The sequence below is a fragment of the Sphingomonas sp. P3_C5 genome (genome assembly GCF_056402635.1).
In genome coordinates, this window is record NZ_JBFUHA010000011.1 from 62276 (window position 1) to 77064 (window position 14789).

At 62.4% G+C, this 14789-nt stretch carries 11 protein-coding genes and 1 pseudogene; 5 read left to right on the plus strand and 7 right to left on the minus strand.

Annotated elements, in window-relative coordinates; genetic code table 11:
• Positions 1-3: 3 nt before the first annotated feature.
• The 3 genes and pseudogenes from AC1DVS_RS22330 to AC1DVS_RS22340 all read right to left on the minus strand — a co-directional run bounded on the left by AC1DVS_RS22330 (position 4) and on the right by AC1DVS_RS22340 (position 2509).
• Positions 4-1524 carry an NADH-ubiquinone oxidoreductase-F iron-sulfur binding region domain-containing protein gene (locus AC1DVS_RS22330; protein ID WP_478026649.1) on the minus strand — a complete coding sequence of 507 codons (1521 nt, stop codon included), beginning with the start codon at positions 1522-1524 and terminating at the stop codon, positions 4-6.
• A gap of 108 nt (positions 1525-1632) precedes the next feature.
• Positions 1633-2016, minus strand: a pseudogene (locus AC1DVS_RS22335) (NAD(P)H-dependent oxidoreductase subunit E); the annotation flags it as partial.
• 82 nt (positions 2017-2098) lie between these two features.
• A complete protein-coding gene (locus AC1DVS_RS22340) occupies positions 2099-2509 on the minus strand; it encodes a nuclear transport factor 2 family protein (RefSeq protein WP_478026496.1) in 411 nt (136 codons plus the stop codon).
• Between the two features lie 126 nt (positions 2510-2635).
• Between AC1DVS_RS22340 and AC1DVS_RS22345 the strand changes: the two genes are divergently transcribed.
• Positions 2636-3463 (plus strand): p-hydroxycinnamoyl CoA hydratase/lyase, encoded by an 828-nt coding sequence (locus AC1DVS_RS22345; protein WP_478026498.1) that lies wholly within the window; start codon positions 2636-2638, stop codon positions 3461-3463.
• A gap of 120 nt (positions 3464-3583) precedes the next feature.
• Here AC1DVS_RS22345 and AC1DVS_RS22350 read toward each other — a convergent pair whose 3' ends face one another.
• Together AC1DVS_RS22350 and AC1DVS_RS22355 are read right to left on the minus strand one after the other, a co-directional pair.
• On the minus strand, positions 3584-5707 hold the full coding sequence (locus AC1DVS_RS22350; RefSeq protein ID WP_478026651.1) for an acetate--CoA ligase family protein: 2124 nt from the start codon (positions 5705-5707) through the stop codon (positions 3584-3586).
• 129 nt (positions 5708-5836) lie between these two features.
• A complete protein-coding gene (locus AC1DVS_RS22355; protein ID WP_478026500.1) occupies positions 5837-6292 on the minus strand; it encodes a MarR family winged helix-turn-helix transcriptional regulator in 456 nt (151 codons plus the stop codon).
• Positions 6293-6443: 151 nt separating this feature from the next.
• Between AC1DVS_RS22355 and AC1DVS_RS22360 the strand changes: the two genes are divergently transcribed.
• The 4 genes from AC1DVS_RS22360 (at position 6444) to AC1DVS_RS22375 (ending at position 13500) form a co-directional block, all read left to right on the plus strand.
• Entirely contained in the window at positions 6444-7862 is a 1419-nt protein-coding gene (locus AC1DVS_RS22360; RefSeq protein WP_478026502.1) for an aldehyde dehydrogenase family protein, read from the plus strand.
• 257 nt (positions 7863-8119) lie between these two features.
• Positions 8120-9250 carry a cobalamin-independent methionine synthase II family protein gene (locus AC1DVS_RS22365; protein ID WP_478026503.1) on the plus strand — a complete coding sequence of 377 codons (1131 nt, stop codon included), beginning with the start codon at positions 8120-8122 and terminating at the stop codon, positions 9248-9250.
• Positions 9251-9310: 60 nt separating this feature from the next.
• Positions 9311-10054, plus strand: coding sequence for an IclR family transcriptional regulator (locus AC1DVS_RS22370; RefSeq protein ID WP_478026505.1), 744 nt, complete (start codon positions 9311-9313; stop codon positions 10052-10054).
• A 932-nt stretch (positions 10055-10986) separates the two neighbouring features.
• Positions 10987-13500, plus strand: coding sequence for a COR domain-containing protein (locus AC1DVS_RS22375; protein WP_478026507.1), 2514 nt, complete (start codon positions 10987-10989; stop codon positions 13498-13500).
• A 223-nt stretch (positions 13501-13723) separates the two neighbouring features.
• On the opposite strand, the gene AC1DVS_RS22380 is transcribed toward AC1DVS_RS22375, so the two are convergent.
• Entirely contained in the window at positions 13724-14374 is a 651-nt protein-coding gene (locus AC1DVS_RS22380; protein ID WP_478026508.1) for a hypothetical protein, read from the minus strand.
• 87 nt (positions 14375-14461) lie between these two features.
• Positions 14462-14704: a hypothetical protein gene (locus tag AC1DVS_RS22385; RefSeq protein ID WP_478026509.1), complete on the minus strand. Its 243-nt coding sequence runs from the start codon at positions 14702-14704 to the stop codon at positions 14462-14464.
• Positions 14705-14789: the final 85 nt, after the last annotated feature.

Sequence of the window (14789 nt, forward strand, 5' to 3'; positions counted from 1 at the left end):
GATCTACTCCGCAGCCTCGATGAGAGGCGCCCCAAAATCCTCGGGAAAATGATCGAGCGCGCTCAGCACCGGATAGGGCGTGAACCCGCCCAGCGCGCAGAGCGAGCCATGCTTCATCGTATCGCACAAATCGCGCAGCAAGACGACCTCATCCGCGACGCTACGGGGCTTTGCCCGGACGTTGCGTATCTGCGGCATCCTCTCGAGCGGATCGCCCTGCCGCCCTGCTCCCGCAATGATGCGGTCGATCAACTCGACGCCGCGGATCGAGCCGATCCGGCACGGCGTGCATTTTCCGCAGCTTTCGACCGCGCAGAACTCCATCGCGAAGCGCGCCATCTTCGCCATGTCGACGCTGTCGTCGAAGACGGTGATCCCGGCATGGCCGATCAGGCCGCCCGCGGCGGCGAAGGTCTCATAATCGAAGGGCATGTCGAAGCGCGATGGCGGGATATAGGCGCCGAGCGGACCGCCGACCTGAACCGCGCGCACCGGCCGGCCGCTCGCGGTGCCGCCGCCGATATCATTGACCAGTTCGCCGAGCGTGATGCCGAAGCCGATCTCGAACAGTCCGCCATTCTTCACGTTGCCGGCAAGCTGGATCGGCATCGTCCCGCGCGAGCGGCCGAAGCCGATTTCGGCATAACGCTCCGGCCCTTCGGCGAGGATGAAGGGGATAGCGGCGAGGCTCAGCACATTGTTGATCACCGTCGGCCGGCCGAACAGGCCGCTGATCGCGGGCAGTGGCGGCTTGGCGCGGACCTGGCCGCGCTTGCCCTCAATCGATTCGAGCATGGCGGTTTCCTCGCCACAGACATAGGCGCCGGCGCCCTCCCGCACTTCGAGCGCGAAGGGCGCGATGCGGTGCGCCGCGGCCTCGATCGCGGCGCGCATCGTGCGGATCGCGAACGGATATTCCGAGCGGATATAGACATAGCCATAGTCGGCGCCGACGGCGTGCGCCGCGATTGCCATGCCCTCGATCAGGCAGAAGGGATCGCCCTCCATCAGCATGCGATCGGCAAAGGTGCCGCTGTCGCCCTCATCGGCGTTGCAGACGATGAACTTCTCGAAGGAGGGCGTGTCGAGCACCGTCTGCCATTTGATGCCCGTGGGGAAGCCGGCGCCGCCGCGCCCACGCAGCCCGGACGCTTTGACCGCGTCGACCACCGCCTGTGGCGACATATCGCGCGCCGCATCGAGCCCTGCCCAGCCGCCATGCGCTTCATAATCGGCAAGGCTCAACGGATCGGTGATGCCGCAGCGCGCGAAGGTGAAGCGCTGCTGCTGTGCGAAGAAGGGCAGCGCCCTTACATCGCCGAGGCGGTTTGGGTGGGTGCCATCGAGCACCTGCCCAACTTCTTCCGCAGCGACCGGGCCGTAGCCGATGCGCCCCTGTGGGGTTTCGACCTCGACGAGCGGCTCGATCGCGAACAGCCCGTGGCTGCCGGTGCGCACCACCGCCGCGCCCGTAGCGGCGAGCGCTGCGCTAACAGCGTCCGATCCGAGCGCGACCGAGGCCATGTCACTTGAGACGAACACACGCGGCGCTGGTGTGGTGATCGCCCGTGCCGGGGATGGCGCAGCGCGGGGTGCGAGGTCGGCAGCATTCCGCACGCCAGCGACAGGCTGGCCATCGACGAGCGCCGAGGGACCAATTGCGCACAGGCCGAGACAATAGATCGCCTCGGTGGCCACGCCGTCGCGTTCGAGCGCGGCGGCCACAGCATCGACGCCCCGTGCCTGGCAGGCTTCGGCGCGGCACAGTTTCACGATCTGACCCTCTGCTGGGGCCGACCGGAAATCGTGATAGAAGCTGATGACGCCGTGAACCTCGGCGCGGCTCAGGTTGAGAGCTTCAGCCACGATCGGAACCGCCTCTGCGGGCATATGGCCCAGTGCGTTCTGGATCGCATGTAGCAGCGGCAGCAGCCCGCCGCGTTCGCCGACATGGCGCGCGGCGAGCGTCTCGATCTCCGCCTGCGAGGCGGCGGTAAAGTGCGAATTCGGCTGCATTCAGTCCTTGCTCTCTATCCGGAACATTGCGCGGTCCAATCGATCAAGAGACTCGCTCCATCAGATATGCGCCCCCATCGGCTCATGCGAAAGTCAGTGATCCGCGCCGCTCGGCGAAGCGCCAGCCTTCGCCCGGGACGCGGTGCAGAAGGTCAGCGAATCCGCCGACCAGAGGCGGCGCATCCGCCGCGGTGAACAGCAGCATCGCGCTGGTCGCGGTGGCGGTGTCGGCGTCGAGTACGGTCACGACGATGTTCGCGGTGACGTGCCGCGTGGTGCGTGCCGCACGCGATTCGAAGGCGGCGAGGATCGCATCACGGCCGACGATCGGCGCATCGGGTGCGCTCGGCCGGGTCATGCTGCCATCCTCGGTGTAGAGCGCGGCGACCTCGGCCCAGCGCGCCGCATCGTTGAGCGTCGCGTAGAGATTGATCAGCGTCGCACAGTCCCATTCGATCGCGCGTCGCGCTTCCTCCGTCAGGCCTTCGGGCATCGCTCCGCTCCTCATCCGAACCTCATCCAAACTGATGGCCTGTTTGGCTCTTGTCGGGCCGGCGCACAATGCTATTGTATGCCAGTGATACAAATGCTGGCACCGCCACGCAAGGGAGCGAGAATGATGAGTGAATCGGATGTCGTGAAGTACCGTGTCGAGGACCGCATCGCCTGGGTGTATTTCGCGCGGCCCGAGAAGCGGAACGCGATGAGCCCGACGCTCAACCGCCGCATGATGGAAGTGCTGGACGAGCTCGAATATCGCGACGATGTCGGCGTGCTGGTGCTCGGCGGGGAAGGCACTGCCTGGTCGGCGGGCATGGACCTCAAGGAATATTTTCGCGAGACCGAGTCGCAGGGGCTGAAGGGCGTGCGCAAGTCGCAGCGCGAAAGCTATGGCTGGTTCCGCCGGCTGCGCTGGTTCCAGAAGCCGACGATCGCGATGGTGAACGGCTGGTGCTTCGGCGGCGGCTTCGGGCCGTTGTTCGCCTGTGACCTCGCGATCACCGCTGACGAGGCGCAGTTCGGGCTCAGCGAGATCAACTGGGGCATCCTGCCCGGCGGCGGCGTGACCAAGGTGGTGGTCGACCTGGTCTCGATGCGCGACGCGATGTGGCTGACGCTGACCGGCGAGCTGATCGACGGGAAGAAGGCGAGCGAGATGCGGCTGGTGAACGAGAGCGTGCCGCTCGACCAGCTGGAAGCCCGGGTGCGTGCGGTGGCCGAGCTGCTGCTCAAGAAGAACCCGGTCGCGCTCAAATTCGCCAAGGACGCGGTGCGTCGTGTCGGCACGATGACCTATGACGAGGCCGAGGACTATCTCGTGCGCATGCAGGAAGCCGCGAACTTCCACGACAAGACTGATGGGCGGAAGGAAGGGATCCGGCAGTTTATCGACGAGAAGAGCTACAAGCCTGGGTTGGGCTCGTACGATCTGTCGAAGGCCGGGTGACTTCTACTCCCCTCCCGCTTGCGGGWGGGGTTGGGGGTGGGCTCGCGTTTCCAACAAGCGGTGCGCTCGCTGAGGGCGGGCGCCCACCCCTAGCCCCTCCCGCAAGCGGGAGGGGAATTCTCAAGTTGAGATCAGGGCGTCCAGGGCGATCGCGCCCTGCCCTTCTGGATAGACCAGCACCGGATTGAGATCGATCTCGCGGATCGCAGGCGTCGCGGCGACTACCTCGCCTAGCGCAGCTACGATCCTCGCCACCGCAGCGACATCCATTGGCGGCGCGCCGCGGAAGCCGTCGAGCAAAGGCGCCATACGGAGCTGGCGGATCTCGGCCGCGATCTCGTCCTGCGACAGGCCGGTGGGCAGCAGCCGGACGTCGTGCAGCAATTCCGCGGCGACGCCGCCGAAACCGACCAGGATCACCGGACCCCAGGCAGGATCGTTGCGCGCGCCGACGATCAGCTCGACGCCGCGCTCGGCCATGCCCTCGACCAGCACGCCGTCAAGCACGAGGCCGGGCCGGGCGGCGGCGATATTGGCGTGGAGCTTGTCCCAGCCAGCCGCCACGGCATCGGCATCGGCCAGCCCGACGATCACCCCGCCGGCGTCGCTCTTGTGCGGCAGCGCCGCGGCCTGCGCCTTGAGCACGATCGGGTAACCGAGCCGCTCGGCCGCTGCCTGCGCCTCCGCCTTGGTCGTCGCGAGCTCGTGGCGGGGGAAGGCGATGCCGCGTGCGCCCAGCAGTGCCTTGGAGCGATATTCAGGGACTGTCTCACCCCCGACAGGCAGATCCTGCAGCGGTTCGCCCAGGGCGGTCGCAGCATCGTCAGCGCGCACTTTATGGCCGGTGATCCGGGCCAGCGCCCGCACCGCGCGCTCGGCGGTCGGCAGATAGGGTATGCCGAGCTTGCGAAGCCGCGCGACGTCCTCGGCACGCACCTCGCCGCCTTCATCGACGCCCGCGACGACCACCGGCTTGGTGACGTCGAGCAACTCGAGCGCGCCCGCGACTGCGTTGAACTTGATGCTCGAGGTGGCGGTGGTGGTCTGGATGAGCGTCACCAGGATCGCGCCGACCCGATCGTCCTCGACCAGCGCGGCGATCGTGCGGCCATAGAGCGCGGGATCGACCAGCCCCTGCGCGGTCACATCGAGCGGGTTTGAGACGGGAACGAAATCGGGGAGCGCCGCGCGCAACGCCGGGCTGTCGTCGTCGGATAATTTGGGCAGGACCAGCCCGAGCTCTTCCGACAGATCGAGCATCATTGCCTTGAACGCGCCGGATTCGGCGACCACGCCAGTGCCGCCCGCCGGCATCGCCTTGCACCGGGCGACGATCTCGACCACGTCGCCGAGCTCCTCGAGCGAGTTGACGACGATCACGCCGGCATGCTCGGCAAGGACCTTCATCACCGCATAATCGCCGGCCATCGCGCCGGTGTGAGTCGCGGCACTCGCTGCGCCCGCGGCGCTGCGGCCGGGGTGGAGCAGCACGATCTGCTTGCCGGCCGCACGCGCGGCGCGGGCCGCGGCGAGGAAGCGCGCGGGCGAGCGGAACTGCTCGACGACCATCGCGATCACCGCCGTATCGGGCGAATCGACCAGATAGGCGAGATAATCCTCGACCCCGCTCGCCGCCTCATTGCCGGTCGAGATGTAGCAGCTGAGCGGTACTTCGCGGGTGATCATCGTCGTCGCCAGCACCGCCGCCATCGCGCCCGATTGCGAGACGATACCGACCCGAGCGCTGCCCTCGGCGCGGGCCTCGGGCATTTCAATGAAGGTCAGCGAGATACGGTCGATGAAGTTGACGAGGCCGAGGCAATTCGGCCCTTCGATCACCATGCCCGATGCGGCGGCGATGGCTCCGATCTCCTGCTGATCGGCGAGGCCCTGCGGCCCGTCCTCGGCAAAACCGGCGGCGAAGACCACGGCCGCGCCGACCCCGCGCCGGGCCAGCGCGCGGACCGCGTCGAGCACGCCGGCGCGCGGGATGGCGAGCACCGCGGCATCCACGCCATCGGGCAGATCATCGACTGACGCGACGCAGGGCCGGCCGCCGATATCGCTGCGCTTGGGATTGACGAGATGGATCGCGCCATCGAACCCCTGCCGTTCGAGGTTGGCGAGCACCGAGGCGCCGAGCGCGCCGGGCTTGTCCGACGCGCCGATGATCGCGACCGATTTCGGCCGCAACAGGCGATCAAGCGAGCGCGGGGCCAGTGAACGCGGGGCGGCCGGATCCATCGAAGCCGCACGCTCGATCACTTGATGCTCGTCCACATATCTCTCCGTCTGAATTGGCCCCGTCTTGGCAATTGTGCGCCAAGCATACAATTATCGCAAGTCTTAGTGCACGCGTTTCACCGACCGGCCTTATTCCGCGAGCTCCTGCAGCGTGCGGCGCGCGCGAACCGGACCGACCTTTCCGAGCAGTGCGAACAGCGTCGCGCGTTCAGTCTCGGTCAGGCGGGCGCTCATCTCGCGATCGGATTGACGCAGCGACTCGATCAGATCGCTGAGCTGCCCCGCGCCATGCGGCAGCAGATGGAGCGCGTTGGTGCGCAGGTTGCGCCCGGCGCGACGCTCGATGAAGCCGCCGGCGACCAGGGCGTTGACGAGCTTCATCGCGCTCGACCGGTTGATGCTGAGGGCACTGCCGAGCGCGGTCTGGTCGCACCCGGGATTGGCGCGGATCAGCAGCAGCGCGGTGAGCTTGGCCGGGGTCAGTCCATAGGGTTCGAGCACGCGGCGCGCGTCGCCCGTCATGGTCAGATGGGCGCGCTGCATCTGATAGCCGAGAAGGGTGTCGAGATCGCTGTCATGCTTCATGATGGGCCAATGCCGCCTTGCCAAGATTGTATGCTTGGCGCACATTAGCGCCCGTGTCCGCAAGGTTCTTCCCGAACCCGGCGGCAAAAACTAGAGCGAAGTGTGATGCACGCAACGGCGCGGCGCGACCACGCCTGCAAGGAGAGCGATGATGGACCGTCAATTCAAGATGTTGGTGGGTGGCGAGCTGGTCGATGGCGCGAGCAGCTTCGACGTGATCAATCCGGCTACGGGCGAGTCGTTCGCGCAGTGCCCCAAGGCCGATGCTGCGCTGATCGACCGCGCCGTCGCCGCGGCGAAACAGGCTTTCCCGGCATGGGCGGCGCGGCCGATCGAGGAGCGCGCTGCGCTGATCGGTCAGATCTCCGATGCGATCGAGGCGCGCGCCGGCGAGTTCGCCAGCCTGCTCACCAGCGAGCAGGGCAAGCCGCTCGACCAGGCCATGTATGAAGTGATGGGCAGCGTCTTCACGCTGCGCGCCTTTGCCGAGATGCGGATCGACCCCAAGACGCTGCGCGAGGCGAACGGCAATACCGTGACCGAGCATCGCACGCCGCTGGGTGTCGTCGCTGCGATCACGCCGTGGAATTTCCCGATCATCCTGGTGATGAACAAGATGGGCCCGGCGCTCATCACCGGCAATACGATGGTGATCAAGCCCGCGCCGACCACGCCGCTGACGACCCTGCTGCTCGGCGAGGTCTGCGCGAAGATCCTGCCCGCCGGCGTCGTCAACGTTGTGTGCGACCAGAATGATCTGGGCGCGCTGCTGACCAGCCACAAGGACGTGGCGAAGGTCGCCTTCACCGGATCGACCGCGACCGGCAAGAAGGTGATGGCATCGGCCGCCGAGGGCGTGAAGCGCGTGACGCTCGAGCTTGGCGGCAATGACGCGGCGATCGTGCTCGACGATGTCGACGCGCGGCAGGTCGCGCGGAAAGTCTATGGCGGGGCGATGGCCAATGCCGGCCAGATCTGCGTCGCGATCAAGCGGGCTTATGTGCCGGCTTCGATGTACGAGGATTTCTGCGACGAGCTGGCCACACTCGCCAAGGCTGCAGTGGTCGATGACGGCGCCAAGCAGGGCACGACGGTCGGCCCGATCCAGAACCGGATGCAGTTCGAAAAGGTCAAGGCGCTGCTCGAAGATGCCAAGGCACGGGGCACCGTGATCGCCGGCGGGGAAGCACTTGATCGGCCCGGTTATTTCATGCCGCCGACGATCGTCCGCGATCTCGACGACGATGCGCCGCTGGTCCGTGAGGAACAGTTCGGCCCGGTGCTGCCGGTGCTCAAATATACCGAGATCGAGGATGTGATCGCCCGCGCCAATGACAGCGACATGGGGCTTGGCGGCACCGTCTGGGGCCGGGATCTCGACCGCGCGACCGCGGTTGCGAAGCGGATCGACACCGGGACTGTGTGGGTGAACCAGTATCTGGCGATCGACGCCAACATTCCGTTCCGGGGGTCGAAGCAGTCGGGGCTTGGTGGTGAGCTTGGGGAGTCGGGGCTGCATGAATATACGCAGCCGCATATTATCAATGCGGTGGCGTACCAGGAGGCTTGATCTTCTTCTCCCCTCCCCTTCAGGAGTGTCAGGTGAACAGCGCCCCGCGCTGTTCAGGACATGCTGGGAGCATGTCCGACCTGACACTGGGTTGGGGGTGGGGCAGTGCCTCAAGCGACGTCGTGACTGTGGCGGAGTCCCCCACCCMAACCCCTCCCCTGAAGGGGAGGGGCTTTGCTTGTCTTCGCATATATGATCTATACACAATCGCGAAATGACGGCATGATCCTCCGATAATATGCGGAAGAGGAATGCCCATGCCGACGATCGCCACGACCCATGTCGGAAGTCTGCCGCGCGGCCCGCAACTCACCCCGGTGCTGCTCGCGCGCGACCATGGCGACCCCTATGATGCCGTAGAGTTCGACTCGCTGGTCCAGGCGGCGGTCGATGAGGCGGTGGCGGCGCAGGTCGCGGCGGGCGTGACGATCATCAGCGATGGCGAGCTCGGCAAGGTCGGCTATTCGACCTATATGATCGAGCGGCTGTCGGGCTTTGGCGGGCACGTCGAGCGGATGTCGGCGCTCGATCTCGCGCCCCTGCCCGATCTGCGCGCCAAGCTCGCGCATATCATGGGCTCTCAGGAGTTCACCCGCGCCTCGTGCATCGGCGAGGTGAAGCTGGTGAACCTCCAGCCGCTCCATGACGATATCCGCCGCTTCAAGGGCGCGCTCGATCGCCATGGCAAGGGCAGCCGCGCTTTCATGAACGCAGCCTCGCCGGGGCTGATCACCTCGTTCCAGAAGAACGCCTTCTACCCGAACCATGAGGCGTATCTCGCCGCGCTGGTCGATGCGATGCGGCCCGAATATGAGGCGATCGTCGAGGCCGGGTTCGAGCTACAGCTCGACTGCCCCGATCTCGCAATGTCGCGGCACACCGGCTATCAGGAGATGGAGGAGCCCGAGTTCCTCAGGACGATCGCGGCGAATGTCGAGGCGCTCAACGCGGCGACCGCCAATATCCCGCCCGAAAAGATGCGGATGCATTTGTGCTGGGGCAATTATGAAGGCCCGCACGACCATGACATTCCGCTCGAGCGGATCATCGATATCGTCATCAGGGCGCGCCCGGCGACCGTCTTGTTCGAGGCGGCGAACCCGCGCCACGAGCATGAATGGATCGTGTGGCGCGACGCCGCCCTGCCCGACCACAAGATCCTCGCGCCGGGGATGATCGACACCTGCTCCAACTATGTCGAGCATCCCGAGCTGATCGCGCAGCGGATCGAGCGCTTTGCCGGCCTGGTCGGCGCTGACCGAGTGGTCGCCAGCACGGATTGCGGGTTCGGGACCTTTGCCGGCTATGGCAAGATCGATCCGGCGGTGACCTGGGCCAAGCTCAGATCGCTGCGGGAAGGCGCCGATATCGCGGGGGCGCGGCTCTGAGCCGCACAGTGACTGGCGAACCGCGCTGGCGGCGCGCGGATCGCACGATATAGTCGCCCGATGGGAGACGCCGCCAACAACCCGGTCAAATCCGCGATGCGGACGCTCGACATTGTCGAGTATGTCGTCGCGCGCGATGCGCCGGTGGTTGCGCAGGAGATTGCCGTCGCGCTGGCGATCCCGGTCAGCAGCCTCTCCTATCTGCTGAATACGCTGGTCGATCGCGGCTATCTCGCGCGCGAAGGGCGGCGCTATACGCCTGGGCCGGGGCTCGAACGGCTCCAGACGCGCGCGCACGGCTTCTCGCTCGAGGAGCGCGCCGCGCCGCTGGTGCGGGCGCTGCGCGTGCAGCTCAACGAGACCGCGAGCTTCTTCGTGCGGCACGGCTGGGAGGTTGAGGCGCTCGTCACCGAGACCAGCGACCATGCGCTGCGCTACGCCGTGCAGATGGGAACGCGCACGCCGATGCACGGTTTCGCCGCGGGCAAGGCGATCCTCGCCGCGCTCCCCGATGCCGAGATCGAGACCTATCTGCGCGGCACCGAGCGCGCCGCCTTCACCGCGACGACGATCACTGCCGCGGAAGATCTGCGCCGCGAGATAGCGACGATCCGCAGCACCGGCATCGCCCGCACGCGCGAGGAGCATACGCCGGGCATCCAGGGCGTGGCCCGCGCGGTCATCATCGAAGGCGAGACGCTGGGCGCGTTCAGCGTGGCGATCCCGACGGCGCGGTTTGATGCCGGGGTGGAGCGGCGGGTGGCCGAGTTGCTGACCAAGACGTGCGGGTTGCTGGTGGGCTGATTCGGCTGGGCCGAAAACGGCAGTTTCTCCCTGTTATTGGCGATTAACAGGGAGGATTTTATTTTTTCTCCCTGTTTTGGCCCCTTTTGTTGGATTTTTTCGACAAATTTAACGCGCTTATTCAGTGGCTTGGAAGGCGCCCTCCCTGTTATTCAATAACAGGGAGGCGTGTTGGAGATAACAGGGAGAGGTGTTGGAAATAACAGGGAGAGCCGTACCCGGGTACAGGGAGCGACTGTGCAGGAACAGGGACGGGAGAAAACGCCGGGAATTCGACCGTCATGTGAAAGAGCGCGGCAGGTTTGCACCCGGCCGGTTTGCACAGTGCTACGATTTGGGTTGCGGTTGAATCGAGGAGTGACGGCTGGAGGGGGCGGCGCTGTTTTATGTTCGCGCGGGCGCTTGCGCGGCCTGAACGCGAGGGGTGCCTGCGAAATGGCTGCGTATAGCCGCAATTGGCTTAGATATTTAGTGTGGACCTCCGGTCCAGGTTTTTCCAATCTCGAAACCCCGGCGTCTGCTCTTGCCAATTTCCGCCCGCCCAAGGCCTTCGAAACGGAGCCTCGTGATAGCTAACGCGAGCTCCGCCTTGGGAAGGCTATGTGCGGAAGCGGCCACTCAGGTGAGGCAACTATAGCCTACTAGCCAAATTGCCGAGCCAACAGTTTCCCCGGTGGTTTTCTAAGCGATCTTTTCGCTCTCTCAATATTCAAGTGCAAACTCCATGAAACTAACGTTTGTGGGAACAAGAGCATGTGAGGGTTAGGCATAAAGCCATCCTCTCCGCAGGTGCGTCGCCTGCGGTTTGGCCAATCAGCGCTTGTAGTATTTGAGTGCAACCCCGACAGCAAATACTTGCGAGCCGCACCCGCCTGTGTGAACCTACGCTTTGACCGCCCTCGCATATGCGAGGGCCTGCCGTGGAGGCGTCGATGCAAGACCTGTCAATGGATATCATTCGACGACTCGACCTCAGTGAGGTTCCAATCGAAGCAATTCTGCCGTTGGGTAAGAGTGGCTTTGCTGTTGACGGAAAAAAAAGACTCATCGGCCTTAAAGTTGGGTTGCAAAGAGCCGACGATCGTGATCTCGATTTCCTATTTAATATGCTAACTTCGACAATTTATTTACAGAGACTCGTACTTTATCTTAACCATCCTAAATTCGATTTTCCAACATCTGTGTTAAAACAGAACAATCTAAAATTCATCTGGCTTGCGGGGAAGTGCCGTACAATACCTGCGGATATTGCGAATTTGAATCTCCCTATTTTCGCTGGAGAAGAAGAATTACGTCGCTCGAATCTCGGAAAAGTACAGGAGCTGTATGATATATATCGAGAGAAAATTACAGATACTTCTGTAGAAGTACGTGAACCAGCCTCGGTATTGAGTAGAACTGTAGATGCAGATACAGATCTTTCTACTGAACAAGAAAACACTCTAGCTGAACTAATCAGCAAAAATCCCAAATTCCGCTCTGCATCTGCATCTATTACTGGGGTATATTTAAGCACAGAATCCGAAACTCCGCCGGCGGAGATTGTTCAAAAGGGAGCCGACGCGCTCCGACTATATTTTGCCAGTTTTGGCACGGACGCGGGCAGGCCGCTGAATGAGGTGAAGGTCATTTTCGTGGGGGATGGAGGCGCCGGCAAGACGTCCTTGGTCAAGCGCCTGGTCGGCGATCATTTCCGCGCGGACGAGCAGCAGACCCATGGCATCAATATCCGCCAATGGACGGCTCCGCCCGACCACGAACCCATCAGAGTCAATCTGTGGGATTTCGGGGGCCAGGAGATTATGCATTCCACGCACCAATTCTTTCTATCGAAGCGCAGCGTTTATGTCGTACTGCTTGATGGACGAAAGGAAGAAGATGCTGAATACTGGCTACAGCATGTAAAGGTTTTTGGTGGAGACTCGCCAGTACTTGTTGCAATTAACAAAATTGATGAAAACCCCTCGTTCGACGTAAACCGACGCTTTATCACGGAGAAGTACAATAACATTGTTGGATATTACCGACTGTCATGTAAAAATAATATCGGGATTGAAGATTTTCGGACAGCAGTGGAGGGCGCGATACAAAAGGCACCCATGCACGAAACAAGGTGGCCACGTAGCTGGTTTCAGGTCAAACAGCAACTAGAGAACTATGCGGCGGATAAGCCTTATATCTCCCTCGGTGGATATACGGAATTGTGCGAAAAGGAAGGTATCAACGACCCGGAGAGTCAGGAGGTCTTGGTGGACTTTCTGCACGATCTAGGCATAGTTGTCCATTTCAAGGATATGAACCTTCTCGACACCCATGTGCTCAACCCGAGATGGGTTACTGAGGGTGTGTACAGGATCATCAATTCCAAGATCCTCGCCGCGAAGAAGGGCGTGCTCGATGTTGCGGACCTCGCTGACATTCTGGCTGCCGGTGCATCTAGCGAATTCACTTATCCCAAGGACAAATATAGTTACCTAATCGAGCTCATGCTCAAGTTTGAGCTATGCTACAAAATGGATGGGAACCAATTCCTCTTTCCCGATCTCTTGGACAGACAGGAGCCCGATTATTCCTTTGACAAGAACGTGTCGCCGATCAGATTCATCTTCGAGTATGAATATCTACCCAAGTCAGTCATCGCCCGGTTCATCGTTCGGTTTAGCAAGGACATCTATCGGGGAATGTGCTGGCGCACGGGGACCATCTTGCGCCGGACCTCCAGCGCGACGGCGATGGTAAAGGCAGATGATGCCGCCAAGCGGATCTATATCGAGGTCGTCGGTGCTGGCGGCAGGGATTTCTTCACCAGCATTCGACAGGCGTTCGCCGAAATCCATGCATCGTTCGAAGCGCTATCCGTCAGCGAACTGGTGCCGTTGCCAGACGCTCCACAAGTGACAGTTGATTACAAAGAGCTACTGGGTCACGAGCGTTCCGGCCGCGCCGAGATGTTCGTCGGGCGTTTGCAGCGCGACTATGATGTTCGCGAGTTGCTCAACGGGCTAGTCGATGAAGGCCGCAGGCGATGGGAAGCCACTTCAGCCGCTTTGGATCAACCTTACAGCCAGTCATTCGAGAGGGGGGCCGCCATGACGCACGACAAGGAACCGATTACCGGTCCGCAGCCATGGGAAAAGGTGGTGATGTATTGCGCTGCCGGCGCCCTGTTGGCCCTGATGATCTATCTAGTGGTCAATAACAAGAAAATCGAAGACCCCAATCTGGTGGTGATCATCCGCGTCCTCCTGAGCTTCTGCACGGCGTGCCTGGGTGCCGCGATCCCGGGATTTCTCCACATCGCTGTCAACACTAAGGGTATGGCCATTCGCGCGACGGGCGCGCTAGCGCTGTTCGTGATCACCTTTTTAATGACGCCTACCGTAATGCCGGCACAGGGCAATGCCAGCCGGCCACAAGCCACCGCGCAACCGGGTAACGCCAATTAGGGTTCCGAGAGTCATGGGAGATGGGTCAGCGTCAATTCTCTACCGAAGCCCTCCCGACCGAGTGCGCCCTGAATCGGGGTATGCCGCAAGCGACCCCACTCTCTTTTGGAATATGATCTTTGCGCCGCCTTCGGATCGTTACTGTTCCGGCATGAAATAGAGCCGGTCGAGGCGCGCAACAGGGCTTTGCCTGGCGAGTGATCGTCGGCTTCGTGACGCTGGATTATCGGTGCGCTTTGGGCGCTACCTTGAAAACGTCGGGGACGAAGCTCGCCTTCAACGACGCCTGGTCAAACATGTCAGAACCGGGAAGGCTGCGCGAAACCTCGATCGCCTCGATGTCGAGTACCTTCAGGTGCCTGGCGTCATTTGTCTCGTAGACGGTGTGCAGGATGATCCCGTCATCGGAGATGTCATATGTCCTGATATTGCCCGAGTCCGTAACGCGAACACGGTCCGCCTCGCCAAAATGGGTCTTGATACGTCCCAGCGACTCTTCTGCCAGGAACTGGTGGTTCGTGTTTATGCCACAGGCTTCGGCAGCAACTTGAGGACCAGAGACGATATTTCCATCGGACAGGGAAAGATGCATTCCTTTCTGTACGGCACAATCTGCGATTACCCGATCACGCGACGTCTCAACTCTATGAAGGCTGCCAGAGTTAAACTCCGCAGACCATTTCTCGACGGCCGGCTGCTCAGGATGTTGCATCTTGTCCCAGAAATAGGCCGCGTATGTCGCTCGTGTGAGCTTACTGCGCGCGATTATCGCTTCGACCTTTGCTGTCTCACCCTGGTTGGTGGGGGCGCATGCGGTGCCCACAAGGCAGAGAAGTAGAGGTGCAGCCGCAGCAAAACGTAACGAGTAGCGCATTCATTTCCCTTGCGTCTTTCGGCCAGGACATTCCAGCGAAGGTGGGCATTGGCTGCCGCCGAAGGTGACACAGAGTTCGATGGCCCGCTACATTGAGTCCGTGTTTCTGCCGAAGCGGTTGACCGCCAAATGGCCAAGAACGAACAAGACGAGGCCGATGCCGAAATACATCGCCGCGTTCAGCAGCGTGTTCAATCCTAATGGCCGGGCGTATAAAAGGGCCAGCGCATAGGAATATGCCAGGGCCGCGACGATCATGATGAGGAACGGGCGGAGGCTTAGGTTTTCAGTTCGCCCGCCATAGAGCAATGCTGCCGCTGCAAATATCATCTGCCCCCTCCATCTATGCGCGCCTGTATCGACGCGCGGTCGACACCGTTGGTGGTTGCACCAACATTGAACCCAGTGTCGCTGT